Annotated in this window: 23 protein-coding genes; 14 read left to right on the top strand and 9 right to left on the bottom strand. The window is 75.4% G+C overall.

Annotation, left to right across the window (positions count from 1 at the left end):
- Nucleotides 1–201: 201 nt before the first annotated feature.
- Nucleotides 202–1404, bottom strand: coding sequence for a pyridoxal phosphate-dependent aminotransferase (locus tag ABZ836_RS16285; RefSeq protein WP_361142628.1), 1203 nt, complete (start codon nt 1402–1404; stop codon nt 202–204).
- 784 nt (nt 1405–2188) lie between these two features.
- On the opposite strand from ABZ836_RS16285, the gene ABZ836_RS16280 reads away from it, so the two are divergent.
- From ABZ836_RS16280 to fbaA, 6 genes are all read left to right on the top strand, one after another.
- On the top strand, nt 2189–2746 hold the full coding sequence (locus ABZ836_RS16280; protein WP_356136712.1) for a DUF2617 family protein: 558 nt from the start codon (nt 2189–2191) through the stop codon (nt 2744–2746).
- A gap of 321 nt (nt 2747–3067) precedes the next feature.
- Complete coding sequence (locus ABZ836_RS16275) at nt 3068–4621, top strand: polyamine aminopropyltransferase (RefSeq protein ID WP_361142673.1); 1554 nt, start codon at nt 3068–3070, stop codon at nt 4619–4621.
- A gap of 225 nt (nt 4622–4846) precedes the next feature.
- Nucleotides 4847–6691 carry an SRPBCC domain-containing protein gene (locus ABZ836_RS16270; protein ID WP_361142625.1) on the top strand — a complete coding sequence of 615 codons (1845 nt, stop codon included), beginning with the start codon at nt 4847–4849 and terminating at the stop codon, nt 6689–6691.
- A gap of 40 nt (nt 6692–6731) precedes the next feature.
- Complete coding sequence (locus tag ABZ836_RS16265; RefSeq protein ID WP_361142622.1) at nt 6732–7541, top strand: aldose 1-epimerase; 810 nt, start codon at nt 6732–6734, stop codon at nt 7539–7541.
- 20 nt (nt 7542–7561) lie between these two features.
- Nucleotides 7562–8110, top strand: coding sequence for an orotate phosphoribosyltransferase (gene pyrE, locus ABZ836_RS16260; RefSeq protein ID WP_356136717.1), 549 nt, complete (start codon nt 7562–7564; stop codon nt 8108–8110).
- A gap of 263 nt (nt 8111–8373) precedes the next feature.
- Entirely contained in the window at nt 8374–9396 is a 1023-nt protein-coding gene (fbaA, locus tag ABZ836_RS16255) for a class II fructose-bisphosphate aldolase (protein WP_356136719.1), read from the top strand.
- Nucleotides 9397–9556: 160 nt separating this feature from the next.
- On the opposite strand, the gene ABZ836_RS16250 is transcribed toward fbaA, so the two are convergent.
- From ABZ836_RS16250 to ABZ836_RS16240, 3 genes are all read right to left on the bottom strand, one after another.
- The gene (locus tag ABZ836_RS16250; RefSeq protein ID WP_356136721.1) at nt 9557–9976 is read right to left on the bottom strand and encodes a DUF3151 domain-containing protein; all 420 of its coding nucleotides are present in this window, start codon (nt 9974–9976) and stop codon (nt 9557–9559) included.
- A gap of 134 nt (nt 9977–10110) precedes the next feature.
- Nucleotides 10111–10755 carry a response regulator transcription factor gene (locus ABZ836_RS16245; protein ID WP_361142617.1) on the bottom strand — a complete coding sequence of 215 codons (645 nt, stop codon included), beginning with the start codon at nt 10753–10755 and terminating at the stop codon, nt 10111–10113.
- Complete coding sequence (locus tag ABZ836_RS16240) at nt 10752–11996, bottom strand: histidine kinase (protein WP_361142614.1); 1245 nt, start codon at nt 11994–11996, stop codon at nt 10752–10754. The genes ABZ836_RS16245 and ABZ836_RS16240 overlap by 4 nt, the downstream gene beginning before the upstream one ends.
- A gap of 157 nt (nt 11997–12153) precedes the next feature.
- Here ABZ836_RS16240 and ABZ836_RS16235 point away from each other — a divergent pair, with 157 nt between their 5' ends.
- Nucleotides 12154–12765 carry a VanZ family protein gene (locus ABZ836_RS16235; RefSeq protein WP_361142611.1) on the top strand — a complete coding sequence of 204 codons (612 nt, stop codon included), beginning with the start codon at nt 12154–12156 and terminating at the stop codon, nt 12763–12765.
- A 149-nt stretch (nt 12766–12914) separates the two neighbouring features.
- Here ABZ836_RS16235 and ABZ836_RS16230 read toward each other — a convergent pair whose 3' ends face one another.
- Nucleotides 12915–13739 (bottom strand): PepSY domain-containing protein, encoded by an 825-nt coding sequence (locus ABZ836_RS16230; protein WP_361142608.1) that lies wholly within the window; start codon nt 13737–13739, stop codon nt 12915–12917.
- Nucleotides 13740–13861: 122 nt separating this feature from the next.
- On the opposite strand from ABZ836_RS16230, the gene ABZ836_RS16225 reads away from it, so the two are divergent.
- Nucleotides 13862–14545, top strand: a complete 684-nt coding sequence (locus ABZ836_RS16225; protein WP_356136731.1) for a response regulator transcription factor — start codon at nt 13862–13864, stop codon at nt 14543–14545.
- The gene (locus tag ABZ836_RS16220; RefSeq protein WP_361142604.1) at nt 14542–16149 is read left to right on the top strand and encodes a HAMP domain-containing sensor histidine kinase; all 1608 of its coding nucleotides are present in this window, start codon (nt 14542–14544) and stop codon (nt 16147–16149) included. Before ABZ836_RS16225 ends, ABZ836_RS16220 begins: the two co-directional genes overlap by 4 nt.
- 388 nt (nt 16150–16537) lie before the next feature.
- Here ABZ836_RS16220 and ABZ836_RS16215 read toward each other — a convergent pair whose 3' ends face one another.
- Nucleotides 16538–17821 (bottom strand): adenylosuccinate synthase, encoded by a 1284-nt coding sequence (locus tag ABZ836_RS16215; RefSeq protein ID WP_356136734.1) that lies wholly within the window; start codon nt 17819–17821, stop codon nt 16538–16540.
- 205 nt (nt 17822–18026) lie between these two features.
- Between ABZ836_RS16215 and ABZ836_RS16210 the strand changes: the two genes are divergently transcribed.
- Entirely contained in the window at nt 18027–18872 is an 846-nt protein-coding gene (locus ABZ836_RS16210; protein WP_361142601.1) for a diacylglycerol kinase, read from the top strand.
- Between the two features lie 92 nt (nt 18873–18964).
- Here ABZ836_RS16210 and ABZ836_RS16205 read toward each other — a convergent pair whose 3' ends face one another.
- A complete protein-coding gene (locus ABZ836_RS16205; RefSeq protein WP_361142598.1) occupies nt 18965–19465 on the bottom strand; it encodes a MarR family transcriptional regulator in 501 nt (166 codons plus the stop codon).
- Nucleotides 19466–19555: 90 nt separating this feature from the next.
- Between ABZ836_RS16205 and ABZ836_RS16200 the strand changes: the two genes are divergently transcribed.
- From ABZ836_RS16200 to ABZ836_RS16185, 4 genes are all read left to right on the top strand, one after another.
- Nucleotides 19556–20509: an ABC transporter ATP-binding protein gene (locus ABZ836_RS16200; RefSeq protein WP_356136739.1), complete on the top strand. Its 954-nt coding sequence runs from the start codon at nt 19556–19558 to the stop codon at nt 20507–20509.
- Nucleotides 20506–22167, top strand: a complete 1662-nt coding sequence (locus tag ABZ836_RS16195; RefSeq protein WP_361142594.1) for an ABC transporter permease — start codon at nt 20506–20508, stop codon at nt 22165–22167. The genes ABZ836_RS16200 and ABZ836_RS16195 overlap by 4 nt, the downstream gene beginning before the upstream one ends.
- A 140-nt stretch (nt 22168–22307) precedes the next feature.
- Nucleotides 22308–23750 (top strand): SpoIIE family protein phosphatase, encoded by a 1443-nt coding sequence (locus tag ABZ836_RS16190; RefSeq protein ID WP_361142591.1) that lies wholly within the window; start codon nt 22308–22310, stop codon nt 23748–23750.
- A gap of 4 nt (nt 23751–23754) precedes the next feature.
- Entirely contained in the window at nt 23755–24138 is a 384-nt protein-coding gene (locus ABZ836_RS16185; protein WP_356136745.1) for an STAS domain-containing protein, read from the top strand.
- A 127-nt stretch (nt 24139–24265) separates the two neighbouring features.
- Here ABZ836_RS16185 and ABZ836_RS16180 read toward each other — a convergent pair whose 3' ends face one another.
- Both ABZ836_RS16180 and ABZ836_RS16175 read right to left on the bottom strand, forming a co-directional pair.
- Nucleotides 24266–25486: a cytochrome P450 gene (locus ABZ836_RS16180; protein WP_361142588.1), complete on the bottom strand. Its 1221-nt coding sequence runs from the start codon at nt 25484–25486 to the stop codon at nt 24266–24268.
- A gap of 16 nt (nt 25487–25502) precedes the next feature.
- Nucleotides 25503–26375, bottom strand: a complete 873-nt coding sequence (locus tag ABZ836_RS16175) for an alpha/beta hydrolase (protein WP_361142585.1) — start codon at nt 26373–26375, stop codon at nt 25503–25505.
- Between the last annotated feature and the right edge of the window lie 90 nt (nt 26376–26465).

Raw genomic sequence — 26465 nt, 5'->3', positions numbered from 1 at the left:
ATGCCCCCGTTCGGCGATGCCGCGGCCCGACGCCGCGCCGGCCGGCCCCGCGCGAGCCCCGTGGGGGTGCCACCGGCGAGGCGCGGTCCGGAACGCGTTCAGTGTGCACGGACCGCGCCGGGGGCGAGAGATCTTTCGCAAAGCTTCACCGGACGGTGCCCCGGCCTCCGTGGGGCCCCGGCGAGGCCGGGGCGGGAGGGATCAGCCGGCGAGGGAGGCGAGCCGGGTCGCCGCCTCGCGCAGCACCTCGTCCTTCTTGCAGAACGCGAACCGGACGAAGGGCGCGCCCGCCTCCCGGTCGTCGTAGAAGACCGCGGTGGGGATGGCCACCACGCCCGCCCGCCGGGGCAGCTCCCGGCAGAACGCGACGCCGTCGCCCTCCCCGAGCGGGCGGATGTCGGCGGTGACGAAGTAGGTGCCCGACGGGCGGAACACACCGAACCCGGCGGCCTCCAGACCCGCCGTCAGCAGTTCCCGCTTGGCGGTGAGGCCGGCGCGCAGCCCGTCGAAGTAGGAGTCGGGCAGCGCGAGCGCCTCGGCCACCGCGTACTGGAAGGGGCCGGCGGAGACGTAGGTGAGGAACTGCTTCGCCGAGCGCACCGCGGTGACCAGCTCCGGGGAGCCGGTGATCCAGCCGACCTTCCAGCCGGTGAAGGAGAACGTCTTGCCGGCGGAGGAGATGGTGACCGTGCGCCCGCGCATGCCGGGGAAGGAGGCGAGCGGGACGTGCTCGGCGTCGTCGAAGACCAGGTGCTCGTAGACCTCGTCGGTGATCACCAGCAGGTCGCGCTCCACCGCGAGTTCGGCGACGGCGGCCAGCTCCTCGCGGGTGAGGACCGTGCCGGTCGGGTTGTGCGGGGTGTTGACCAGCAGCAGCCGGGTGCGGTCGGTGACCGCGTCCCGCAGCTCGTCCAGGTCCAGGCGGAACGCCCCCTCGTGCGGGCGCAGCGTCACCGGCACCCGGCGGCCGCCCGCCATGGCCACGCAGGCGGCGTACGAGTCGTAGTACGGCTCCAGCGCCACCACCTCGTCGCCCGGTTCCACCAGGGCCAGCAGGGCGGCGGCGATCGCCTCGGTGGCGCCCGCGGTCACCAGCACCTCGGTGTCCGGGTCGTACGCCAGGCCGTACCGCCGCCGCTGGTGGTCGACGACCGCCCGCCGCAGCTCGGGAACGCCCGGCCCCGGCGGGTACTGGTTGCCCCGGCCGTCCCGCAGGGCCCGCACCGCCGCCTCGCGGACCTCCTCCGGTCCGTCGGTGTCGGGGAAGCCCTGGCCCAGGTTGATGGAGCCGGTGGCCGCCGCCAGGGCGGACATCTCGGCGAAGACGGTCGTCCCGAACTCGGCGAGACGGCGGTTGAGGAGGGGGCGGTGTGCGGCCCTGTCGGGAGTGCTCATGGCGGCCATCCTCCGCCCAAGCTCTGAGCTTGCTCAACTATGTGTTGGGCGTTCCCGCGCTCGGGCATCACCCCGGCACGCTGAGCGAGCGAGGCGCCCACGGGGGGCCGCTTCGGGGGAAGCGTGGAAGGAGGGCGGTGGCTGTGCTGACTGCCATCATCATGATCGTCGTGGTGCTACCGGTGCTGCTGTTCGTCGGCTGGGTGGCCTGGATGGCGACGAGGACGGCCCGGCGGCCCGGGGGCGGGGGCGCCGTGCACCGGTCGGGCGGGAGCCGGAGCCGCTCCGGCCGCTTGAGCTCCGGTCACTCCGGCTCCGGTCACACGGGCGCCTGGTGGGCCGGTGACAGCGGGTCGTCGGGGTCCTCCTGCGGGAGCGGCTCCTCGTCCTCCTGCGGGAGCAGTTCCTCCTCGTGCGGGAGCAGTTCCTCGTGCGGCGGAGGGGGCGGGGGAGGCTGCGGCGGCGGAAGCTGACCGTGCCCGGCACCGCGCGCCCGTCGGGGGCTCCGGCCCCCGGCGGGCGGTCGCGCGTTCGGACAAGTGGGCGAATCCGGTGCGACGTTGAACAGGTGAGCCTAAGAGCCCACCGAAGGATGGAAAGCCGATGAACTTGGGTAAAAACGCTGTGGCGTTGCCGGGGTTCGTGATTCCCTCTACTCGCCGACGCAGCCCCGCGGACGGCCGCGCCCACTGACGCGGCCGCCTTTCCCGGCCGGGGCAGAACCGTCTCCCCCGGTGCCGACCCCAGGGGCGCCGGTCCGACATCCCCTTCTGCGTGCTTGCGGAGCCGATCCATGCTCACGACCCTTCAGACCTCGTACAGCGACACGCGCGCCTCCGACCTGGCCTGGGCGCTCGGGCAGGAGCCGCTGCCCGCACTGGCCAGCCTCGACCTCCGATTCACCGACGTGCGACTGGAGTTGAGGCTGCTCGGCGCCTCCCACCAGGTCATCGTCGAGCGGGAGGACGGCAGTTGCTCGGAGACGGTCGCCTGCATCCCGGGATCCAGCACGCCGCTGCCGCTGGGCGTGGCCAAGCGGGTGGGCGGCTGGGACTACCAGTTCGCGGCCCGGGTGGAGGTGCTCTCCCCGGGGGCGTTCGCCGGGCGGGCGCAGGAGCTGATCGCGCTGGTGTCCGACCATCCGAACGGCCTGGTCGGCGTCTTCCCGGGCAGCCCGCACGCCTTCACGGCGCTGCTCGCCCAGCGCACCCAGGGCGAGACCGTCTGGCGGACCTGGCACTCCTACCCGCAGGACGGCCAGCTGGTGGCCACCCGCACCACGCTCGGTCTGGGCGTGGGGGCCGAGACGGTGGCGGGCCTCGGCCGGCTGCCCCTGGCGACACTGGGCTGAGCCGGGGCGCCCGGTGGTGCACGCGGCGGCGCGCTCGGCCGGGCGCCGCGCGCCGCGCGTGCGCCAGTACCACCCGAGCGAGTGACGTAGAGCATTCGATCGGTGACGTACGGTCGTCATGTGATCGAACCGCACGCCCCACCAGCACCACCTGCCCGTGCGTCCGGGGAGGAGGGCGCTGGCGGAGTCGGAGAGGGCCGCCGTGCGGCCGGCACCGGCACCGGCACCGGCGGGGCGGCCGGGGTGGGCGGCGCGGGCGGCACCGGCGGTGCGGCCGGCGGGGGTGGCGCGTCCGGGGCGGGCGGGGCGGCCGGGAGCGGTGTGCGGGGCGGCGCGGGGGCGGCGCGGCTGCCGTTGCGGCCGGGGGCGGCGCGGTTCCTGGTGCTCACCGGGGTGTTCGTCTGCGCGGCGTGCGGGCTGGTGTACGAGCTGGAGCTCGTCGCCATGGCCTCGTACCTGATGGGCGACTCGGTCACCCAGGCCTCCGTGGTGCTGTCGGTGATGGTCTTCGCGATGGGCCTGGGCTCGCTGGCCGCCAAGCGGCTGCGGCGCCGTGCGGCGGCGGCCTTCGGCGCCGTGGAGGCCGCGCTCGCCCTGGTCGGCGGGTGCAGCGCCATGGCGCTCTACGCCGTCTTCGCCTGGACCGGCGCGTGGGGCGGGATGTGGCGGGACGGTCCCAGCCTGGTGCTGGTCGCGATCTCGCTGGCGACCGGGCTGCTGATCGGCGTCGAGGTGCCGCTGCTGCTGGAACTGATCCAGCGGATCCGGCGGCAGGACCCGGGCGGCGCGGTGGCCGACCTGTTCGCGGCCGACTACGTGGGCGCGCTGGTCGGCGGACTCGCCTTCCCCTTCCTGCTGCTGCCCCGGTTCGGGCAGCTCGGCGGGGCGCTGCTCACCGGCGCGGTCAACGCGGTGGTGGGCGCGGCGCTGGTGCTGTGGCTGTTCGGGCGGGACCTCGGCCGGCGGGCCCGGCGGGTGCTGCTGGTCGCCAACGTGCTGGTGCTGGTGCTGCTCGGCTCGGCCGCGGTGCTCGCCGACGACTTCGAGCGGGCCGCCGGACGGGCGCTCTACGGGGGCGACCTCCGGGTGGCGGTGCGCACCGAGGCGCAGGACGTGGTCCTCACCGGCGGGCCGGGCCGCCCGCTGGGCCTCTACCTGGACGGCACGCTGCGGGTGGACGCCCGTGACGAGCGGCGGTACCACGAGGCGCTGGTGCACCCGGCGATGAACGGTCCGCGGGAGCGGGTGCTGGTCCTGGGCGGCGGGGACGGCCTCGCGGTCCGCGAGGTGCTGCGGTACCGGGGCGTGCGCGAGGTGCACGTGGTGGACGCCGACCCCGAGCTGGTGCGGCTGGCCCGCACCGACCCCGGGCTGTCCGCGCTCAACGGGCGGGCGTACGGCGACCCGAGGGTGCGGGTCACCGCCGACGACGCGTTCGCGCGGCTGCGGGTGGAGCGCGGCGGGCCGTACGACGTGGTGATCGCCGACCTCCCCGACCCGGGGGACACCGCCGCCGCCAAGCTCTACTCGCGGGAGTTCTACGGGCTGGCGCGGCGGGTGATGGCGCCGGGCGCGCGGCTGGCCGTGCACGCCGGGCCGGTGGCGGCGCGGCCGCGGGAGTACTGGACGGTCGAGGCGACGCTGCGGGCGGCGGGCCTGCGGACGGTGCCGTACCGGGTGGCGGGCGCCGAGGGCCGCGAGTGGGGGCTGTTCCTCGCCTCCTGGGGGCAGCGGGCCCCCCGGCTCGGCCTGGCGCCCGGCGGGCCGCGTCCGCGCACCCTGGAGGAAGGTTCCCTCACGGCGGCGGCCCGGGCGGCCGAGCGCACCAGGATCCGGGGGCTGCCGGCCTCGACGCTGGCCCACCCGCGCCACTGAGGCGGGGGCCGGGGGCGGGCGCGGGGGTGCCTTCCCGGGTGCGCCGGGCGTCTACCGGGGGCCTGCGGTGCCGGGGGTGTACTGGGGGTCTGCGGTGCCGGGGGTGTTCCGGGGCGTCGGGGGTGTCGCGGGCGTTCCGGGGCGTGGGAAACATGTGCCGATCGGCCTTCGGCCGGGGTGCGGTTCGCGTCCCCGTCGGTAATGTCGGGCCCCATGGAGCATGAGGTGTTCGTTCCGGTACCCGCCGACCACCTGGCCGCCGCGCTCGCCGACCCCGGCCGGGTCGCCCTGGCCCTCCCCGAGCTCCAGCGGGACGCCGCGGCGGAGGGCGTCGCGGGCCGGCTCAAGCTGCGGGTCGGCGGCAGCAGCGTGACGTACCGCGGCTCCCTGGGCATCACCCGCCAGGACGACGGCACCTTCACCGCCGAGGCGGCGGGCGGCGAGGCCCGCGGCGACGGCACGGTCCGCGCGACCGTCCGCGTGACGCTGCACCCCCGGCCGGACGGCACGGTCCTGCACTTCGCCGCCACCGGCAGCGCGGGCGGGCGGATCACCGGCTTCGAGCCCGACGCCGTGCGGTCCGCCCTGACCCGTCTGATGGAACGGTTCGCCGCGGACCTGCCGGGGCAGTCAGGAGAGGACGCCGACGACAGCCGGGGAGGGGTGAGCGCAGCGGTGACCGCCGACGGCCACGACGAGGTCCTGCCCGGTGCGGGCGAGCCCCTGGTCCCGGAGTTCGCCCCCGCCGCCGACGGCGACTTCGACGCCCGCCCCGACGCGGAGGACCCCACCCCGGCCGGACCGGACCGGGACGGGGCGCCCTCCCGCGAGGACGCGGCGGACGCCGGGGGCGGGCCCGCGGACGGCGCGGGAGCCGGGACGGACGGGAACGTGGACGAGCAGGGGGAGACCGTGGAGCACCAGGACGGACGCGAGCCGGACGGCGCCGACACCGGGGCGGCGCCCGCGAACGCGGACGCCGCGGACGGGAACGCCGCGGACGGGAACGCCGCCGCGGGCGAGGACGCGGCGGCCCGCCGGGGAGCGGCCGCGGGCGAGCACGCGGGCCCGGAGTCCGGTCCGGGCACGGGCCGGGAGGTGAACACCGCGGCGGACTCCGGCGTCGAGGCGGCGTCGGACACGGGTGCCGCCACGGGTGCGGACCCGCGTGCGGGCGCGGCGGGCACCCCGGCGGCGGGCACCGACGAGGAAGCGGCGGCCGACGCGGACGCGGGCCCGGCGGACACGGGTGCCGCCACGGGTGCGGACCCGCGTGCGGGCGCGGTGGACACCCCGGCGGCGGGCACCGACGAGGAAGCGGCGGCGGACGCGGACGCGGGCCCGGCGGACACGGGTGCCGCCACGGGTGCGGATCCGCGTGCGGGCGCGGTGGACACCCCGGCGGCGGGCACCGACGAGGAAGCTGCGGCGGACGCGGACGCGGGCGCGGCGGTGAATGCGGGCGCGGGCGCGGCGGAGAACGCTGCGGCGGACCCGCGTGCGGGCGCGGTGGACACCCCGGCGGCGGGCACCGACGAGGAAGCGGCGGCGGACGCGGACGCGGGCCCGGCGGTGAATGCGGGCGCGGGCCCGGCGGAGAGCGCCGGGGCGGACACCGGCGCGGATGCGGAGGCGGGCCCCGGTGAGGGCGCGGCGGCGGAGGTGGGCGAGGAGGGGGACCCCGGTGAGGACCGGGCGGCGGAGGACGGGGAGGACGACGGTGGTGAGGGGGACGCGGCGCGCCGGCCGTCGGTGTTCGACGCCCCCGTCCCGCCCCCGTCCCTCGACCCGGCCGCGGAGTTCGACGAGGTCGACGGGGAGGACCCCCTGGAGTTCCCCGGGGAGGACGCCCCGGTGGCCGACGCCGCCCAGGCCCGGCGGACGATGATCGGCCGCAGCGCCGAGGAGGTCGACCACGCCCCGCCGCGCGGACGGTACGCACCCGTGCCGGTGCCCCCCTCCGGCATGGCGGACCGCACGCTCCGCTGGGCCGGCCCCGCCGCGGCCGCGCTGGCCGTGGCCGCCGGGGCGATCGCCGTCACCCGCGCGCTGCGCCGCGGCGGCCGGTGACCGCGCGCCGCTCCCGCCGCCCCCAGTAGGGTCGTGGGCCGTGAGCACCCAAGACGACTTCACCCTGACCGCCGGCGACGCGGAGGCGACCGTGAGCCCCCGGAACGGCGGACGGATCACCAGCCTGCGCGTCGGCGGCGTCGAACTGCTGCGGCAGGGGGAGCGGTACGGCTGCTTCCCCATGGCCCCCTGGTGCGGCCGGATCCGCGACGGCCGGTTCCGCGACGGCGGCACCCTGCACCGGATGCCGCTGAACGCCCCGCCGCACGCCATCCACGGCACCGCCCGCGACCACGCCTGGCGCACCGCCCGCCGGGAGCAGGACGAGGCGGTGATCACCCTGGACCTCACCGACCCCTGGCCCTACCCGTCCCGCCTCACCCAGGTGGTGGCGCTGACCGAGGAGTCGCTGACCCTCACCCTGGCGATCGAGACGTACGAGTCCTCGTTCCCGGCCCAGCTCGGCTGGCACCCGTGGTTCAACCGCACCCTGGAGGGCCCGCTCGGCGGGGGCGAGGGCGCGCGGATCGAGTTCGAGCCGGCCTGGCAGGAGGAGCGCGGCGAGGACCACCTCCCCACCGGCAACCGCCTGGAGAAGCCGCTGCCCGGCCCGTGGGACGACTGCTTCGGCATGCCGCGGGGCGTGGACGTGGCCGTGGTGTGGCCGGAGCGGCTGGAGCTGCGGGTGACCAGCCCGGAGAAGTGGGTGGTGGTCTACGACGAGCAGGACGCCGCCGTCTGCGTGGAACCGCAGACCGGCCCGCCCAACGGGCTGAACACCGCTCCGCGCCTGGTCACGCCGCTGGAGCCGCTGGAGGCCACGACCACCTGGCGCTGGCGCGCGCTCTGAGGCGAACTAACCTTGCCGCCATGAGCGACGTTCGCGGCGAGCTGCTGCAGCAGATCAAGGACAAGGCCGTGGTGCACGGCAAGGTGACCCTCTCCTCCGGGCTGGAGGCCGACTACTACATCGACCTCCGCCGCATCACCCTGGACGGGACGGCGGCCCCGCTGGTCGGCCAGGTGCTGCTGGACCTCACCGAGGACCTGGAGTTCGACGCGGTGGGCGGCCTGACCATGGGCGCCGACCCGGTGGCCGCCTCCATGCTGCACGCGGCCGCCGCGCGCGGGCGCTCCCTGGACGCGTTCGTGGTCCGCAAGGCCGCCAAGGCGCACGGGCTGCAGAAGCGGGTGGAGGGTCCGGACATCGCCGGGCGCCGCGTGCTGGTGGTGGAGGACACCTCCACCACCGGCGGTTCGCCGCTGACCGCCGTCGAGGCGGTGCGGGAGGCCGGCGCGGAGGTCGTCGCGGTGGTCACCATCGTCGACCGGGCCACCGGCGCCGCGGAGATCATCCAGGACAAGGCGGGCGTGCCCTACCGGTTCGCCTACTCCAAGGACGACCTCGGCCTGGACTGACGCCGGGACCGCGGGGGCACGGGGATCCTTGCCGCCAGGGCCGCCAGGGCCGCCAGGGCCGCCAGGGCCGCCAGGGCCGCCAGGGCGCTGCCGGGACCGCCCCGTGACGCCGGGAACGGCCGGGAACGCCCGGCTCGGGCGCCACTGTCCGGGACGCGCGTCCGGGCGGGCTCCCGCGTCTGGAAAGATGGTGCCGACGACGACGTCACCTAGGTCAGGGCTGGCAAGGACAACACCCGCAGAACCATCAAGGAGCGGACAGGATGCCCATCGCAACCCCCGAGGTCTACAACGAGATGCTCGACCGGGCGAAGGCAGGCAAGTTCGCCTACCCGGCCATCAACGTGACCTCTTCCCAGACCCTGCACGCGGCCCTCCGCGGCTTCGCCGAGGCGGAGAGCGACGGCATCATCCAGGTCTCCACCGGCGGCGCCGAGTTCGCCGGCGGCCAGTACAGCAAGGACATGGTCACCGGCGCCGTCGCCCTGGCCGAGTTCGCGCACATCGTGGCGGAGAAGTACGACATCACCGTCGCCCTGCACACCGACCACTGCCCCAAGGACAAGCTGGACGGCTACGTCCGTCCGCTGCTGGCGGTGTCCGAGGAGCGCGTGAAGGCGGGCCGCAACCCGCTCTTCCAGTCGCACATGTGGGACGGCTCGGCCGAGACCCTCTCCGACAACCTGGCCATCGCCGAGGAGCTCCTGGAGCGCGCCCGCGCCGCCAAGATCATCCTCGAGGTCGAGATCACCCCGACCGGTGGCGAGGAGGACGGCGTCACGCACGAGATCAACGACTCCCTCTACACCACGGTGGACGACGCGATCCGCACCGCCGAGGCCCTGGGCCTGGGCGAGAAGGGGCGCTACCTGCTCGCCGCCTCCTTCGGCAACGTGCACGGCGTCTACAAGCCGGGCAACGTGGTGCTCCGCCCGGAGCTGCTCAAGGAGCTCGCGGAGGGCGTGGGCGCCCGCTTCGGCAAGGAGAACCCGTTCGACTTCGTCTTCCACGGCGGCTCCGGCTCCACCGAGCAGGAGATCGCCACCGCGCTGGACAACGGCGTCGTCAAGATGAACATCGACACCGACACCCAGTACGCGTTCACCCGTCCCGTCGCGGACCACATGTTCCGCAACTACGACGGCGTGCTGAAGGTGGACGGCGAGGTCGGCAACAAGAAGACCTACGACCCGCGCACCTGGGGCAAGCTGGCCGAGGCGTCCATGGCGGCCCGCGTCGTCGAGGCGTGCCGGCACCTGCGCTCGGCGGGCACCAAGCTGAAGTGACCCGCCCCTGACGCGTCACACCGGCGCCCCGCCGCCCACCGGCCGGCGGGGCGCCGTGCTGTCCGGGCCCGGTGACCGGTCCGGGCGTGCGAAGGCCACGGCCACCGTGAAGGTGCGCCGTGGCCTCGTCGTTCACGTCCTGCCGGGCGTCAGCCGGACCTCAGCTGGACTTCAGCTCCTGGTACGCCTCGTCGTCGCTGTCCCGCAGGAACTGGCGGCAGCGCTCGGCCTCCTCGGTCTCCTTGATGGCCTCGGCGGCGCGGGCGAGGGCGGCGAGGCAGCGGAGGAAACCGCGGTTGGCGCGGTGGCTCCACGGGACGGGCCCGTGGCCCTTCCAGCCGGCGCGGCGCAGGGCGTCCAGGCCGCGGTGGTAGCCCGTGCGGGCGTAGGCGTAGGACTCCACGGTCCGGCCCGCCTCGAAGGCGTCGTCGGCGAGCATCGCCCAGGCGAGCGAGAACGTCGGGTGCGCCGCCGCGACCTCGGCGGGGGCCGCGGAGTCGGCGAGCATCCGGTACGCGTCCTCGTTCTCCGGGAGGTGCGTCGGCGCGGGGCCGCCGAGGAGGTTCTTGTGTTCCGTCATGCCTTCAGTCTGCCGGAAGCCGGACGACGGTGGTGCCGGTGGTCAGGTCGACGGTGGTGCCGGTGGTCAGGTCGGCGGTGGTGCGGCGCGGGCCCGCGCCGGAAGGGCGGGCCCGCGTCCCGCCCCGGCCGGTGTCAGCGGGTGAGGCCCGACTCCCAGGCCCAGGCGGCGATCTCCACCCGGTTGCGGAGCCCCAGCTTGGTCTGGATGTTGGTCAGGTGGGTCTTCACCGTGCCCGCGCTGATGTGCAGGGCGGCCGCGATCTCCGTGTTGGTGTGGCCGCGGGAGACGAGGACGGTGACCTCGGTCTCCCGCCGGGACAGCGGCGAGGGGCGCGCGGGGGCGGTGTCGGGCCCGGTGAACCGGCGCAGCAGCCGGACCGTGATCGACGGGCTGATCAGGGCCTCGCCGGAGGCCGCCGAACGGACCGCCTCGGCCAGCAGCCGCGGTCCCGCGTCCTTGAGCAGGAAGCCGCAGGCGCCGTCCCGCAGGGCCTGGTGGACGTACTCGTCGTCGTCGAAGGTGGTCACCATGACGACCTTCGGGGCGTGCGGCGCGCCGGGCCGGCACAGGTGCCGCAGCGCCTCGATGCCGTTCAGGCGCGGCATGCGGATGTCCATGAGGACGACGTCCGGGCGGTGCGCCTCGGCCTGCTGGATCGCCTCGACGCCGTCGGCGGCCTGGGCGACGACCTCGATGCCGTCCTCGGCCGCCAGGATCATGGCCATGCCGGTGCGGACGATCGCCTGGTCGTCCGCCAGGAGGACGCGGATGGTCACCGGCGCACCTGCCTCAGGGGGAGGGGGAGCCGGAGGGAGACCTGCCATCCCCGCCCGGCGGCCGGCCCGTCGCCGGCCGGACCCGCGGCCAGTGTCCCACCGGCCGCCTCGGCCACCTCCCGCAGGCCCCGCAGTCCGTAACCACCGTGGGCGGGGGCCACGGCCTTGTCCCGCGGGCCGTGGCCGCCGCCGGTGGTGTCCGGCGGGTGCGGGTGGCCGTCGTCGGTGATGTGGGCGGTGACCCGGCGGCGCGAGACGTCCAGGGCCACCGTCACGGCGGTGCAGTCGCGGGCGTGCCTGCGGACGTTGGTGAGCGCCTCCATGACCACGCGCTCCACCAGGTGCGCGGCGTCCGCGGGCAGTCCGGCGGCCGGACCGGACTCGGTGAACTGCACCCGCGCGCCGGGCAGCACGGCCTCCTCGGCCAGCGCCCGGATCCCGTCCGTGCCGGGGGCCCGGTTCCGCGGTCCGGTGTCCTCCCGCAGGGCTCCGACCATCTCGCGCATCGCGGTCAGCGCCTCGGCGCCGGTGCTCTCGATCAGCTCGAGGGCGTCCGCCACGGCCTGCGGCCTCTTCGCCGCGACGGCCCGGGCGCCCTGCGCCTGCACGACGATGCCCGAGATGTGGTGGGCCACGAAGTCGTGCAGGTCGCGGGCGAAGGCGAGCCGCTGCTCCAGCCGGATCTGTTCCTCGCGCTGACGGCGGGAGACCACCACCAGCCGCCCGGTGAGCCCGCCGGCCAGGGCGCCGCTGGCCACCAGCGTCAGGATCAGCGCGACGACGCTGCTGCCCTCGTCCACGTCGATCACCAGCGGCCGCAGGACGACCGCCGTCATCAGCAGCGGCAGGGCGACGGCGGTACCGGCCCGGGAGCCGCGCCGCGCGGTCAGCGCCAGCAGCACGATCAGGGCGGTCGGCTCGAACAGGGCGTAGACGTCCGAGGCCTGGTCCAGCGCGGAGTCCTCGCCCGCCGCCGCGCCGAGCAGGGCCGAGCAGGCCAGCGACACCACGGCCGCGCCGCAGGCCGGCCAGGCCAGCGGTCCGCCACGCAGCCGGAGGGCGACGGCCGGGAGGACCACGACCGCCGCCGCCCCCGCCGACAGGTACAGCAGGGCTCCGGCTCCCTGCGAGGAGAGGGATCCGGCGCCGAGGTCGACGAGGAGCGCCAGGCCGAGGGCGCAGAGCGGCAGCGCGCCGCCGGCGAACCGGCCCACGGCCGCCGCCCGGGGTGTTCTGAGCATGTCGGTCACTCTAGGCGGGCGGGTTCGCGGCGCCCTCTGCCGAAAGTCGTAGCCGTGCCCCGGTGAATGGGCCGTTCGGGAGATCCGCCGGGCCCGGCGCGGGAGCGAGGCTCGTCCTCGTCAGCGCCGCCCGTCCCGACCGAAGGAACCCCACCTCATGGACATCCGCTTCGAAGTGGCCTCGTCACTCGTTCTCGGCCCGCTGCTCCTGCTGTTCGCGCTCCTCACCGGCGTCCAGGTGTGGCGGGACGCGTGGAACGTCCGGCGGGCCCTGCTGCAGATGGCCGCGGCCGTCTACGCGGCCGCCGTCCTCTCCCTGACGATCTTCCCGCTGGAGGTGACCTGGGGGATGTACGCCAACCAGGCGCCCTGGTACGGGCAGATCAGCTTCGTCCCGCTGATCGGCGCCGACGTCACCATGCTCGCCAACGTCCTCCTGACGGTCCCGGCCGGTTTCCTGTTCCCGCTGCTGTCGCGCCGCGCGACCTCGGCGAAGGAGACCGCGCTGCTGACGGGGCTGGTCAGCCTGGGCATCGAGGCCGCCCAGCTGCTGTCGTACGTCGCCCTGAACAACGGCCGCGCGGTCGACGTCAACGACCTCGTCGCCAACACGCTCGGCGGGTTCCTCGGGTACCTGCTGCTGTCCGTCGTCCTGCGTTCCACGACGCTGCGCGGCCCGCTGCTCGCCGCGGCGCTGCCCCGGTCGGCGGCCCTCCAGGAGGACCGGCGGGCCGCCGTCTCCGCCGGGCGCTCCGCCGTCCCGGCCTGAGGCGGGGGTACGGCCCGCCCGCGCGGGCACGCACGACACGCACGACACGCACGACACGCACGACACGCACGAACGGCGGCCGGGGCTCTGCGCCCGGCCGCCGTTCGTCCTCTGCGGTCCCGCGACGGTGCGCGCGGGTCCGGCCCGTGTCAGCTCTCGCGGCGGTCGTCGGCGTCGTCGCCGCGGCGGTCGTCGCTGTCGTCCTTGTCGTTCTTGTCGTCGTCCCGGGCGTCGTCGCCCTGGTCGTCACCCTTGTCGTCGCGGTCGTCGCGGTCGTCGCGGTCGTCGCGCCGGTCGTCGGCCCCGCCGGCGGCGGCCTTCCCGCTGTCCGCGTCGACGCGGACCTCGCGCTCCTCGCCGTTCTCGCCGAGCACCTCGACCTCCCAGGCCGGCGTGCCCGCGCGGTCGTCGTCGTCCCCGTCGTGCTCGAAGTCCAGGGAGACGACCGTGCCGGGGGCCTGCTTCAGGGCCGCCTCGGCGGCCGCGGAGGCGTCGGTGCCGGCCTTGCGCAGGGCGGCGGCCTCGTCGCGGTCGTCGTTGTCGTCGTCCTCGTCGCGGGAGCTGCCGAGCACCTTGCCGTTGCCCGGGTCGACCAGGACCTCGGTGCGGGAGCCGTCCTTGCCGACGACGTCGACCTCCCAGACGGGCCGGTCGCCGTCGTCCCCGTCGAGTTCGGCCGACGCCACGGCGCCGCCCTTCGTCTTCGCCAGGGCCGCGGCGACGGCGGCGCGCACATCGGTCTTCGCGGCCCTCGCGGCGGCGACCTCGTCGTCGCGCTCGTCCGCGTCGTCCCGGTCGTCGTCGCGGTCCGCGTCGTCCTCCCGGGCCGAGGAGGCGGTGGCGCTCCGGTCGCGCTCGCCGTCGTCCCCGGACGCGGCGACGGCCACGGCGGTGCCTCCGCCCACCAGGACGGCGACGAGCAGGGCGGCGAGGGCGGCGCGGCGGCGGGACGGGGTGCGGTCGTCGGAGCTCATGGGGGTCCTCCCGTGGAGTCGGTGCGGTGGTCTCGACAGGCATCACTGTGGACGGGCGACGCTGAAGCGGGGCTGAAGGAAGCTGAAGGGGCCTTCAGGAAGGCTCTGCGACCCTTGACCGCATGCGTTTGCTGATCGTGGAGGACGAGAGACGCCTGGCCACCGCCCTGGCGAGGGGACTGGCGGCCGAGGGCTTCGCCGTGGACGTCGTGCACGACGGGGCGGAGGGCCTGCACCGGGCCCAGGAGTACTCCTACGACCTGATCGTCCTCGACATCATGCTGCCCGGCATGAACGGCTACCGGGTCTGCTCCGCCCTGCGCGCGTCCGGCGACGAGACGCCGATCCTGATGCTCACCGCCAAGGACGGCGAGTACGACGAGGCCGAGGGGCTGGACACCGGCGCCGACGACTACCTGACCAAGCCGTTCTCCTACGTGGTCCTCCTCGCCCGGATCCGCGCCCTGCTGCGCCGCCGCACCCGCGGGGGCACGCCGGTCCTGCGGCTGGGCGACCTCAGCGTCGACCCGGCGGCGCAGCGGGTGAGGCGCGGCGGGCAGGAGATCGCGCTCACCACGCGGGAGTTCGCCGTCCTGGAGCAACTGGCCCTGCGGGCGGGGGAGGTGGTCTCCAAGACCGAGATCCTCGAGCACGTGTGGGACTTCGCCTACGACGGCGATCCCAACATCGTGGAGGTCTACGTCAGCGCGCTGCGCCGCAAGATCGACGCCCCGTTCGGGGTCCGCTCGATCACCACGGTGCGCGGGGCCGGCTACCGGCTGGAGCGGGACGGGGGTGCGCCGTGACCGGGGGGTGGCTCTCCTCGGTGCGCGCCCGCACCACGCTGGGCGCCACCGCCGTCGTCGCCGTCGCCCTGGTCGTGGCGGGCCTGGCGGTGACAGCGACCCTGCGCGGGGGCCTGACCGACAACACCCGTCTGGTGGCGGAGTCCCGGGCGCGCGAGGTCGCCGTCCAGGTCGCGGTGGAGCGGTCCCCGCAGGACGTGGCCGGCCTGGACACCGACGACCCGGTGCAGGTCGTCGACGCCGACGGCAGGGTCATCGCCTCCAGCGACGCCCTCACCGGCGCCCCGCCCATGAGCGGGGTCGACCGCCCCGCGCCCGCCCGCTCCGGCGACCGGGGCGGGCAGGACGCCGGCGCCGCCCGGGACGACGCCGGCAACGCCGACCGCCCGGACGACGACGATGACGACGACCGCGGCGGTGACGACGACGACCGGGGCGGAAACGGCGACCGGGGCGACGACGAGGCCTCCGCCGCGGGCCGGGTGGCCGAGGAGGCCGTCTTCGACCGCGTCTCGCTGCCGGTGGACGACGAGGGCGAGGCGACCTCCGACCCGGGCGACGCGGAGGGGCGTGCCGACTTCACCGTCGCCGCGGTGCGCTCCGAGGCCGCCGACGGGACGGCCGTGACCGTCTACGCGGGGTCGTCGCTGGCGGTGCCGGAACTGGCGGTGACCGGCACCGTCCGGGCGATGCTGATCGGGCTGCCCGCGCTGCTGGTCGTGGTGGGGGCGGTGACCTGGCTGGTCACCCGCCGCGCGCTGCGCCCGGTGGAGGGCATCCGGGCGGAGCTGGCGGAGATCACCGGCAGCCGCGACCTGTCCCGCCGGGTGCCGGTGCCGTCCTCGCGCGACGAGGTGGCCCGGCTGGCGGCCACCACCAACGGCACCCTGCAGGCGCTGCAGGAGTCGGTCGAGCGGCAGCGCCGCTTCGTCGCGGACGCCTCGCACGAGCTGCGCAGCCCGATCGCCTCGCTGCGGACCCAGGTGGAGGTCGCCGCGGCACACCCGGCGCTGCTGGAGGTCGGCGAGCTGCTGGAGGACGTGGTGCGGCTCCAGCACCTGGCCGCCGACCTGCTGCTGCTGGCCCGCCTCGACGCGGGCGAGGGGCCCCGCACGGCACGCCTGGACCTGGCGGCCCTGGTGCGGGAGGAGACGGCACGCCGCCCGGAGCCGGTGCGCGCCGGTGAGCTGGAGGAGGCGGTCGTGTCGGGCAGCCGGGGCCGGCTGGAGCGGGTGCTCGGCAACCTGCTGGACAACGCGCAGCGGCACGCCCGGGAGCGGGTCGAGGTGCGGGTGCGCACCGAGCGCCCGGACCGGGGCGAGGGGGCCGGGGCGGGACCCGGCTGGGCGGTGCTGTCGGTGGCGGACGACGGGCCGGGCGTCCCGGAGGACGAGCGGGAGCGGGTCTTCGAACGGTTCGTGCGGCTGGACGACGCGCGGGCGCGGGACGACGGCGGCGCGGGCCTGGGGCTGGCGATCGTCCGCGAGATCGTGACGCTGCACGGGGGGACCATCTCGCTCGGCCAGGCCCCCGGAGGCGGCGCCCTCTTCACGGTCCGCCTCCCCCTGGCCACCCCCACCGAAGCCGCCCCGCCCCACCCCTGAACCACCACCCCGGCGTGACTGACCATCCGGCCGACCCGGCCGAGGAGGCCGGCGCCCCGGGCGCGACCACGTCCGGTCGACCCGGCTGACGAGGTTGGCGGGTCGGTGCGGCGGCTCTGCCCGGTGACGTCCGGCTGACCGGCCCGGCGCCCGGGCGGCCCGGTCCGGCTGACCGGTGCGGCAACCCGGTCCGGTGACCTGGGCTGGACCGGTCCGCCACCCCGGCGCGACGCCCGTCCGGTCGACCCGGCTGACGGGCCCGGCGCCCGGGCTGCCTCGCTCCGCACCCTCGGGGTCCTCCGCGCCCCGGCCCCGCTCCGCCCCGCCGCCGGGGAAAGGGGAACGCCCCGGTGGCCGTGGCCACCGGGGCGTCCCTCCGTGCGCGTTCCTACAGGAACGAGTTGATCTCGATGGTCTCGTCGCGGCCGGGGCCGACGCCGATCGCGGAGATCGGGGCGCCGGACATCTCCTCCAGCGCCTTCACGTACGCCTGCGCGTTCTTCGGCAGGTCGGAGAAGGACTTCGCCGAGGAGATGTCCTCGCTCCAGCCCGGCAGGTACTCGTAGATCGGCTTCGCGTGGTGGAAGTCGCTCTGCGAGTAGGGGAGTTCCTCGACCCGCTTGCCGTCGATCTCGTAGGCGACGCAGACCGGGATCTGCTCCCAGCCGGTGAGGACGTCCAGCTTGGTGAGGAAGAAGTCCGTCAGGCCGTTCACCCGCGTGGCGTACCGCGCGATGACCGCGTCGAACCAGCCGCAGCGGCGGTCGCGCCCGGTGGTGACACCGCGCTCGCCACCGATGCGCCGCAGCGCCTCGCCGTCCTCGTCGAACAGCTCGGTCGGGAACGGGCCCGAGCCGACGCGCGTGGTGTACGCCTTCAGGATGCCGATGACACGGCTTATCCGCGTCGGGCCCACGCCCGCGCCCGTGCAGGCGCCGCCGGCCGTCGGGTTGCTGGAGGTGACGAACGGGTAGGTGCCGTGGTCGATGTCGAGCAGCGTGCCCTGGCCGCCCTCGAAGAGCACGACCTTGTCCTCGTCGAGCGCCTGGTTGAGGACCAGGACCGTGTCGGCGACGTACGGCTTCAGCTGGTCGGCGTAGCCCAGCAGCTCCTCGACCACCTGCTCCGCGGCGATGGCGCGGCGGTTGTAGAGCTTGCTGAGCATCTGGTTCTTGACCTCGAGCGCCGCCTCCACCTTCTGCTGGAGGATCGACTCGTCGTACAGGTCCTGGACGCGGATGCCGGTGCGGTTGATCTTGTCGGCGTAGGTGGGGCCGATGCCGCGACCGGTGGTGCCGATCTTGCGCTTGCCCAGGAACCGCTCGCTCACCTTGTCGAGCGTGACGTTGTACGAGGTGATGATGTGCGCGTTGCCGCTGATCAGCAGCTTCGACGTGTCGACGCCCCGCTCGTTGAGACCGCTCAGCTCGGAGAGCAGCACCGAGGGGTCGACCACGACGCCGTTGCCGATGACGGGGACGCAGTTGGGGGACAGGATGCCGGACGGCAGCAGGTGGAGCGCGTACTTCTGGTCGCCCACCACGACCGTGTGGCCGGCGTTGTTGCCGCCCTGGTAGCGCACCACGTAGTCGACGGAGCCGCCGAGCAGGTCGGTGGCCTTTCCCTTGCCCTCGTCACCCCACTGAGCACCGAGCAGCACAAGTGCGGGCACAGGCGTACACCCCTTCCGGGCGGGGCATGTCCTGGGTCGGGGCGCGCGGCACGACCATGCCGTGCCTCGTGCGCCCGGCGGCCCTCGTCGGCCGCGGTTCCCGTCGGACCGGTTGCCCCGGAATAGACGAAGCCCCTGGCACGAGGAACGCGGCGCAAGGGGCTCTTGCACAAAGATGCTACCCGAGGACCCGAGGAAGCGAGGCATGACCGAGGTGGCTTCGGACCAGCTTCTGGTGGTCGTCGACCCGTTCGCCCGCAGGACGGACGGCGAGTCCGTCCGGATCGCCAAGGACGTGCTGTGCGCCGCCGCACGGGTGAAGTGGTGCCTGCCGGAGGGGCCGGACGAGTTCTCGCGGGCGCTGGAGCGGCGTGGTTCGCGGCGGCCGGTGGTGGTCGGGGACGACCACGCGCTGCTGCGGGCGGTGGCCGTGCTGGAGCGGCACGGCGAGCTCGACGGGTGCGCGCTCGCGGTGGTGCCGGTGGGGGCGCGGGCGGCCACCCTCGCCGTCGCGCGGTCGCTGGGCGTCCCGCCGGGCACGGTCGCGGCGGCCCGGGCGGTGCTGGAGGGCGCCCCCCGGCGGCTGGACCTCCTCGCGGACGACGCGGGCGGACTGGTGCTGGGGGCGCTGCGCATCCCGGCGGCGGACCCGGCGGCGGGCCCGGCGGCGGGCCGGCGGTCCCCGGCGCGGCGGCGGTACCGGTCACTGGTGAGCGCGCTGAGCCGCCCGTCGCGGCCGCAGGCGGAGCCGCCGGGCGGCGGGCCGAACCCCTCCCGCCTCCGCGTCGAGGCCGACGGTTCGACCCTGGTGGACCTCGACCAGCCGGTCCGCGCGGTCACCGTCACCCCCGGTTCCACGGGCCGCGCCGATGTCGAGGTCCGGCCCCTGTCGGTGGGCGCCGAGGCGGCGCCGCTCCAGGCCGCCGCCCACACCGTCACGGTCTCCGGGGCCGACTTCCGCTACCGCGCGGACGCCACCATCGCCGGCCCGGTCCGCACCCGGACCTGGACCGTCCGCCCGGGGGCGTGGAACCTGACGCTTCCGGCGTGACGACGCGTCCCACGGCCGGGACCGCCCCCGCAGGCCGGTGACCGTCCCCGCAGGCACCGGAACCGCCCCCGCAGGCACCGGAACCGCCGCCGTCACGCCCCGCCGGCGGCCCCCCGCTTCTCCCGCCACCGCCGCATCATGTCGTTCAGCTCCCCCTCGATGAACTCGAAGAACTCGAGGGTCTCCCGCAGCCGCCGCTCGGCCGGGGAGCCGGGGCTGACCGCGGTGACGCCCTCGCGGACGGCGGACTGCCAGTTGCGCAGCAGCCCCTCGCGGTTGGCGATGGCCTCGTACCACTGGTTGTTGTGGACCCGGTAGCGCTCGCGCCGGGAGCCGGGCTCGCGCTCGCGGGAGATCAGGTGGGTCTGGGAGAGGTAGCGCACCGCGCCGGAGACCGCGGCGGGGCTGACCTGCAACTGGTCGCCCAGTTGCGCCGAGGTGAGGACGCCGTCGTCGGAGGCGAGCAGCGCGGCGAAGACCCGCGCGGGCATCCGGGCCATCCCGGCGTCGGTCAACTGGCCCGCGAAGAGCTCCACGAACCGCGACACCGCCTCCGGGTCCCGTTCCTTCGGGGACGCCCCGGCCTCCGTCATGCCCTGTCCTCGCCTTCGCCGTGTGCGGCCTCCGAGTTTATACGTTTCCTTAACTTCACAACTTTCTGAAGGAAGCGTAGCTTCGGAAGCATGACGCAGGACTCCCTCGCGATCGAGGCAACCGGACTCCAGAAGTCGTTCGGCGCCACCCGCGCCCTCGACGGACTCGACCTGACCGTCCGCACCGGAGAGGTGCACGGCTTCCTCGGCCCCAACGGCGCCGGCAAGTCGACCACCCTCCGCGTGCTGCTCGGGCTGCTGCGCGCCGACGGCGGCGTCGCGCGGGTGCTCGGCCTCGACCCGTGGGACCGGGCGGTCGAGGCGCACCGCCGCCTCGCCTACGTGCCCGGGGACGTGGAACTGTGGCCCAACCTCAGCGGCGGCGAGGCCATCGACCTGCTGTCGCGGCTGCGCGGCGGGATCGACCGGCGGCGCCGGGACGAACTGGTCGACCGGTTCGACCTGGACCCGCGCAAGAAGGGCCGGGCCTACTCCAAGGGCAACCGGCAGAAGGTCGCCATCGTCGCGGCCCTCGCCTCCGACGCCGAGCTGCTGCTGCTCGACGAGCCCACCTCGGGCCTCGACCCGCTGATGGAGGTCGTCTTCCAGGACGTCGTGCGCGAGGCCAAGGAGGCCGGGCGGACGGTGCTGCTCTCCAGCCACATCCTGGCCCAGGTGGAGAAGCTGGCCGACCGGGTGTCGATCGTCCGCCGCGGCCGCACCGTGCAGTCCGGCACCCTCGCCGAGATGCGCCACCTCACCCGCACCACCGTCGAGGCCGAGACCGAACGGCCGGTCACCGGGCTCCAGGAGCTGCCCGGCGTGCACGACGTGACCGTGGACGGTCCGCGGGTCCGGTTCGCCGTGGACGGCGGGCGGATCGACGCCGCCGTGCGCGTCCTCGGCGAGTCCGGCATCCGCGGCCTGGTCAGCCACCCGCCCACCCTGGAGGAGCTGATGCTCCGCCACTACGGCGACGAACTCGCCGCGGGCGGCCACCGCGGGGACGACGCGGCCGCCACCGAGGGCGGCGGCCGGCGATGACCACCGTCACGACCCGTCCCGCCGGCGGCGCCACGACGGCCGGCCCCGCCCCGCGCGCCCCGTTCGCCGGCCTCACCGTCCTGCTGCGGTTCGCCCTGCGCCGCGACCGGGTCCGCCTGCCGGTCTGGCTCGCGGCCCTGCTCCTGGCCACCGTGGCCACCGCTGACAGCTACACCGCGCTCTACGACAGCCCCGAGGACCGGGCCACCGCCGCGCGGACCATGGCGACCCCGGCCGCGCTGGCCATGACCGGCCCGCGGCGCTTCCTCGAGGACTACACCCACGGCGCCATGCTCAGCCACGAGATGATCGGCTTCATGGGCGTGCTGACCGGCCTGATGAGCGTCCTGATCGTCACCCGGCACACCCGCGCCGAGGAGGAGACCGGCCGCGCCGAGCTGATCCGCTCCGCCGTCGTCGGACGCCACGCCCAGCTCGCCGCCGCGCTCTGCCTCGCCGTCCTGGCGAACCTGGCGCTCGCCCTGCTGCTCGCCGCGGGCCTGGCCGGCCTCGGCATCGCGTCGGTCGACCCCGCCGGCGCGCTGACCTACGGCTCCGCGCACGCCGCGGCCGGCCTGGTCTTCGCCGGCGTCGCCGCGGTCACCGCCCAGATCACCTCCTCCACCCGCGGCGCCTCCGGGCTCGCCCTCGGGGTGATCGGCGCCGCGTACGTCCTGCGGGCGGCCGGCGACAGCGGCGGCGACGACGTGCTCTCCTGGGCGTCGCCGATCGGCTGGGCACAGCGCTCCTACCCCTTCGTGGACGACCGCTGGTGGCCGCTGCTGCTGTGCCTGGGCGCGGCGGCGGCCTGCGCGGCGGCCGGGTTCCTGCTCTCCGTCCGCCGTGACGTCGGAGCCGGACTGCGCCCGGTCCGCCCGGGCCGGGCCACCGCCACCCGGGCCCTCACCACCCCGTTCGGCCTGGCGCTGCGCCTGCAGCGCGGGCTGCTCGCCGGCTTCGGCGCGGGCCTCTTCGTGATGGGCGCCATGTACGGGTCGATCATCGGGGACATCGAGGACATGCTCGGCGGCGTCGAGCAGATCCAGCAGGCCCTCGCCGAGATCGGCGGCGCCACCCTGGCCGAGTCCTTCGCCTCGATGGTGATGGTGGTCATGGCGGTGGTCTCCATGGTCCACGTGGTCATGGCCACCCTCCGCGCCCGCGCCGAGGAGAACGGCGGACGGGCCGAGGCCCTGCTGACCACCGGGCTCTCCCGGACCGCCTGGCTGGGCGGTCACCTGGCGGTCGCCCTGCTCGGGGCCGTCGTCACCCAGCTGCTGGCCGGGCTCGGCTTCGGGCTCGCTGCCGCCGCCACCACCGGCGACACCGCGATGACCGGCGACCTGATCGCCGCCGCCCTGGTGCACGTCCCCGCCCTGTGGGTCGCGGCGGGCGTCGCCCTGGTCCTCGTCGGCCGGTGGCCCCGGGCGGCCGCGCTGGCCTGGGCGGTGCCGCTGTACGCCTTCGCCGTCGGCTACCTCGGGGAGATCCTCCGCTTCCCCGAGTGGACGAACGACATCTCGCCGCTCGGCCACGTGCCCGAGCTGCCGGCCGCGCCGATGGCGTGGACGCCGCCGCTGGTGCTCACCCTGGTCGCCGTCGTGTTCTGTGTCACCGGTCTGGCGGGTTTCCGGCGGAGGGATGTGGAGACGAAGTAGAGACCCGGGGCGGACCCCCCGGGTCGCGCCGCGACGTCCGGGCACCCAGAAATCCCGAGGCTCCTTTAGCCTGGGGGTTTCCGGTGCCGTCGTCGGCGGCGCCCTGGGAACGGCGATCAGAACGAGGAACCGAACGGCCCATGCTGCGCAACCAAGCCGTGGGACCGGACCCTGACACGGAGTCCGCGCGGATCGCGGCGGTGCGCCGCTACGAGATCCTCGACACCCCACCGGACGCCTCCTTCGACCGCGTCGCCCGGCTCGCGGCCCGTCTCTTCGAGGTGCCGATCGCCGCGGTGACCTTCGTCGACAGCGACCGCATATGGTTCAAGGCCCGGCACGGCCTGGACGACATGACCGAGATCAGCCGCGCCGACGGACTGTGCGGCCTGGCCCTCCTCGAGGACGGGCCCCTGGTCATCCCCGACACCCTGCACCACCCCCTGTCCGCCTCCAACCCCATGGTCACCGGGGGCATCGGCATCCGCTTCTACGCCGCCGCCCCGATCGTCACCGCGGACGGGCACAAGCTGGGCACGGTCACGATCTTCGACACCCGCCCCCGGGAGCTCGGCCCCGAGGACGTCACCGCCCTGAAGGACCTGGCGGCGATCGTCCTGGACGAGATGGAGCTCCGGCTGACCGCGCTGCGCGCCCTGCGCCGGGAGCAGGAGCGGCGCCAGGCGGTGGTCCGCCAGGTGGAGGACGAGCGGGCCGCGCGGCTGCGGGCCGAGAAGGACCGCCGGGTCCTCGAGTCCCTGACCAGCACCCTCCAGCGCACCCTGCTCCCGCCGGCCCTCCCCGCCGTGCCCGGCCTGGAGCTGGCCTGCCACTACCACGCGGCCTCGGTCCACGACCTGGGCGGCGACTTCTACGACGTCTTCCCGCTGGACGGCGAGCGCTGGGCGTTCCTGCTCGGCGACGTGTGCGGCAAGGGGCCGGACGCGGCCACCGTCACCGCGCTCGCCCGGCACACCCTGCGCGCCGCCGCCCACCACGCGCCCGACCCGGTGGCCGTGCTGGACACCCTGAACCAGGCACTCCTCGAGGACGCCCTGACCAGCAAGTTCTGCACCGCGATCTTCGGCGTCCTCACCCCGCGCGAGGAGGGCGGCTTCACGGTCGAGCTGGGCACCGGCGGCCACCCCCCGGCGTACCACGTCGGCCGCGGGCCCGGCGGCGAGCCCCGGGTGCGCGCGGTCGGGCTGGAAGGAGGCATGCTGATAGGGGCGCTTCCCGAGGCCCGCTTCCGGTCGCGTACGGTCGTCCTGTCCCCCGGAGAGGTGCTGCTCCTGTACACCGACGGGCTCATCGAGGCCCGGGCCGGCGAGGACAGACGGATGATCGGTGACGAGGGCCTGGCCGCCTTCCTCGCCCGCCGCCGCGGTACGGGCGGTGCCACCGGTCTGGTGGACGACATCGTGGATCTGCTGGACTCCCTGCCCGAAGGGGCGGAGGATGACGTTGCGCTCCTGGCGCTCTCGGTGCCCACCGCCGAGGACGCCGAGCGGCAGATGCCGGGCGTGACGTCCACCGCGCACACCACGACATTGCCCACGGACGCTACGGACGAGGAGCACTGAAGACGTGTCCGAGCAAGAGCTGCTCCTGACCGTGGAGGAGATCCACGGTCCGCTGGCCGTGGCCGCGGTCGGCGGCGAGATCGACTTCCATACCGCGCCGATACTCCGCTCGCGGGCCCTCGACCTGATCGAACAGGGCCGCACCCGTCTCGTCCTGGACCTGTCGGGCGTCGGGTTCTGCGACTCGGCGGGACTCAACGCGCTGATCAACATCTGGCACGCGGCCCAGGCCGTCGGCGGCGCGATGGCACTGGCCGCGGTCCCGGCGCGGCTGGACCGGATGCTCAAGCTGACCGGCCTGGACACCGTCCTGGCCATCCACCCCACGGCCGCCGACGCGATCGCCGCGGTGGGACCGCGGCCGGGCGGCGAACAGACCGTCGGCTGACCGCCCCGGCCGGCCCGGTCCCCACCCGGCCGCCCCGCCACCTCGCCCGGCCGCCCCACCGCCGGTTCACGGCGGGCCGGAGGTCAGGCGGGCCGGAGGGGCAGCACCGGAGGGGCAGGACCGGAGGTCAGGCGATCTCCACCCGCAGTTCCTCCAGGCCCCGCATCACCAGGTCGGGCCGCCGCACCGGCTCGGCGGCGAGCCGCATCCCCGGTGCGCGCTCCAGCAGCGCGGTCATCGAGGCGGCCAGCTCCATGCGGGCCAGCGGCGCCCCGATGCAGTAGTGGATCCCCGCGCTGAACGAGATGTGCGGGTTCCGCCGCCGGCCCAGGTCCAGCCGGTCCGGCTCCGCGAAGACCGCGGGGTCGCGGTTGGCGGACCCGAACAGCAGCGCCAGTTCGGCGCCCCGCGGGACCACCGTCCCGTCGATCTCCACGTCCTCCAGAACCCAGCGTTCGAAGAGCTGCAGCGGGGTGTCGAAGCGCAGCAGTTCCTCCACCGCGGACGGCACCAGGGATCGGTCCGCGCGCAGCGCCGCCAGCTGCCCCGGGTGCTCGAACAGCGTCGCCCAGGCGTTGCCGGTGCCGTTGACGGTGGCCTCGTGGCCCGCGTTGAGCAGCAGCACGCAGGTGGAGATCATCTCCTGCTCGGTGAGCCGGTCGCCCTCGTCGTGGGCGGCTGTCAGGGCCGAGACCAGGTCGTCGCCGGGCCGCCGGCGGCGTTCGGCGATCAGTTCCCGCAGGTAGTCGGTGAACTCCAGCGACGCCCGGACCGCCCGCTCGGCCGTCTCCGCGGACGGATTGAGCTCGTACATCCCGCAGATCGCGGCCGACCACGGCCGCAGCGGCGCGCGGTCCGCCTCCGGGACGCCCAGCATCTCGGCGATCACCGCCACCGGCAGCGGCTCGGCCACCTCCGCCAGCAGGTCGCCGCCGCCCGCCTCCACCAGCCGGCCGACGAGCTCCCCGGCCAGGGCGTGGACGTACGGCGCGAGCCGCTCCACGGTGCGCGGGGTGAACGCCTGGGAGACCAGCCGCCGGATCCGGGTGTGGTCCGGCGGCTCCAGGTCCAGCATCCCGTGGTCGTTGAGGGTGTGGAACGGCTCGTGCTCGGGCGGGGGCGGGGTGCGGCCGAACTCCTCGTGGGTGTACCGGTGCCGGTACGTACGGCCGAGCCGCCGGTCCCGCAGCAGCGCCGACACGTCGGCGTGGTGCGGCACCAGCCACTGGCCGGTCTCCTCGCACCACAGCACCCGGCCGCGGGCGCGCAGCTCGGCGTAGGCCGGGTAGGGGTCGGCGACGAAGTGCGGGTCGGAGGGCGCGAAGGGCAGGGCGTCTGCGGAGGTCACGGCGGCGTTCACCCGTTCACCATGCCAGCTGGGCGATCTCCTCGGCCACCACCGCACAGGCGCCGGCGGCCGGGTCGATCAGCGGGAAGTGGCCGACGCCCGGCAGCAGGGTCACGCCCACCACCTCGCCCGCCCGGGCCGCCGCCTCGGCGTACGCCTCCGAGACCGCCGGCGGCACGTCCAGGTCCTCCCGGCCGTGCACCACGGTGGTGGCGACGCCGCTGGGCACCAGCAGCGCCGGGTCGGCCTGCGGGCGGCGCTCCTCGAAGAGGTCCGGTCCGCCGAGGAACTGCAGCGAGGCGTGACCGCAGACCTCCAGCTTCTCGGCGACCTCGAGGTCGGCGATGGGCGCCAGCGCCACCACGCCGCGGATCCGGGGCGGGGCGTCGGTGCGCCAGGGACTGCCCTCGGGGAGCAGGTGCCGGGCGGCCGCCCACAGCACCAGGTGGCCGCCGGCCGAGTGACCGGTGAGGACCGTGCGGCGGACGTCGGCCCGCCCGCCCAGCGCCTCCGCGGCCAGCCGGGGCAGCGCGTCCAGGGCCGCCGCGACGTCGTCCGGAGTCCGGGGCCAGTGCCCCGCCTCGCCCTCCGCGGCCCCGCCGCGCCGGTACTCGGGCACCGCCACGGCGAACCCGCGCCGGGCCAGGAACCGGGCGAACGGGGTGACGTGCGCCCGGTCGTACGGGGCCCGCCAGGCGCCGCCGTGCACCACCACGACCAGCGGGGCGGGCGCGCTCCCGGAGAGCGGGGCGTAGAAGTCGATCACCTGGTCCGGATGGTCCCCGTAGGCGCGGGTGGCGTCCGGGGCGACCGGCTCGTGCGAGAAGAGGGACCTCTCCTCGGCGGCCGACCGCCCCTCGTCCTCGGCCGCCCTCTGTGCGTCGGTCATGCGTTCCAACCTCTCTCGGCCTCGTCGTGCACCGGCCATCGTCGACGGAGTGTGCCGGAAGGCTCCCACCAGGCGGGTATTGCCGGACCG

The organism is Streptomyces sp. NPDC047130 (assembly GCF_040643475.1).
Taxonomy (GTDB): domain Bacteria; phylum Actinomycetota; class Actinomycetes; order Streptomycetales; family Streptomycetaceae; genus Streptomyces.
Note: the sequence above shows the minus strand (reverse complement) of the source record. Positions and strands in the feature narration are given on the sequence as shown.

What these genes read in the sequence shown, in the direction of transcription:
- ABZ836_RS16240 (WP_361142614.1), bottom strand. Translation starts at nt 11,996, where the DNA reads ATGCTCAGAACACCCCGGGCGGCGGCCGTGGGCCGGTTCGCCGGCGGC.
- ABZ836_RS16250 (WP_356136721.1), bottom strand. Translation starts at nt 9,976, where the DNA reads ATGACGGAACACAAGAACCTCCTCGGCGGCCCCGCGCCGACGCACCTC.
- ABZ836_RS16190 (WP_361142591.1), top strand. Translation starts at nt 22,308, where the DNA reads ATGCTGCGCAACCAAGCCGTGGGACCGGACCCTGACACGGAGTCCGCG.
- ABZ836_RS16175 (WP_361142585.1), bottom strand. Translation starts at nt 26,375, where the DNA reads ATGACCGACGCACAGAGGGCGGCCGAGGACGAGGGGCGGTCGGCCGCC.
- ABZ836_RS16205 (WP_361142598.1), bottom strand. Translation starts at nt 19,465, where the DNA reads ATGACGGAGGCCGGGGCGTCCCCGAAGGAACGGGACCCGGAGGCGGTG.
- fbaA (WP_356136719.1), top strand. Translation starts at nt 8,374, where the DNA reads ATGCCCATCGCAACCCCCGAGGTCTACAACGAGATGCTCGACCGGGCG.
- pyrE (WP_356136717.1), top strand. Translation starts at nt 7,562, where the DNA reads ATGAGCGACGTTCGCGGCGAGCTGCTGCAGCAGATCAAGGACAAGGCC.
- ABZ836_RS16280 (WP_356136712.1), top strand. Translation starts at nt 2,189, where the DNA reads ATGCTCACGACCCTTCAGACCTCGTACAGCGACACGCGCGCCTCCGAC.
- ABZ836_RS16200 (WP_356136739.1), top strand. Translation starts at nt 19,556, where the DNA reads ATGACGCAGGACTCCCTCGCGATCGAGGCAACCGGACTCCAGAAGTCG.
- ABZ836_RS16285 (WP_361142628.1), bottom strand. Translation starts at nt 1,404, where the DNA reads ATGGCCGCCATGAGCACTCCCGACAGGGCCGCACACCGCCCCCTCCTC.
- ABZ836_RS16225 (WP_356136731.1), top strand. Translation starts at nt 13,862, where the DNA reads ATGCGTTTGCTGATCGTGGAGGACGAGAGACGCCTGGCCACCGCCCTG.
- ABZ836_RS16230 (WP_361142608.1), bottom strand. Translation starts at nt 13,739, where the DNA reads ATGAGCTCCGACGACCGCACCCCGTCCCGCCGCCGCGCCGCCCTCGCC.
- ABZ836_RS16235 (WP_361142611.1), top strand. Translation starts at nt 12,154, where the DNA reads ATGGACATCCGCTTCGAAGTGGCCTCGTCACTCGTTCTCGGCCCGCTG.
- ABZ836_RS16195 (WP_361142594.1), top strand. Translation starts at nt 20,506, where the DNA reads ATGACCACCGTCACGACCCGTCCCGCCGGCGGCGCCACGACGGCCGGC.
- ABZ836_RS16210 (WP_361142601.1), top strand. Translation starts at nt 18,027, where the DNA reads ATGACCGAGGTGGCTTCGGACCAGCTTCTGGTGGTCGTCGACCCGTTC.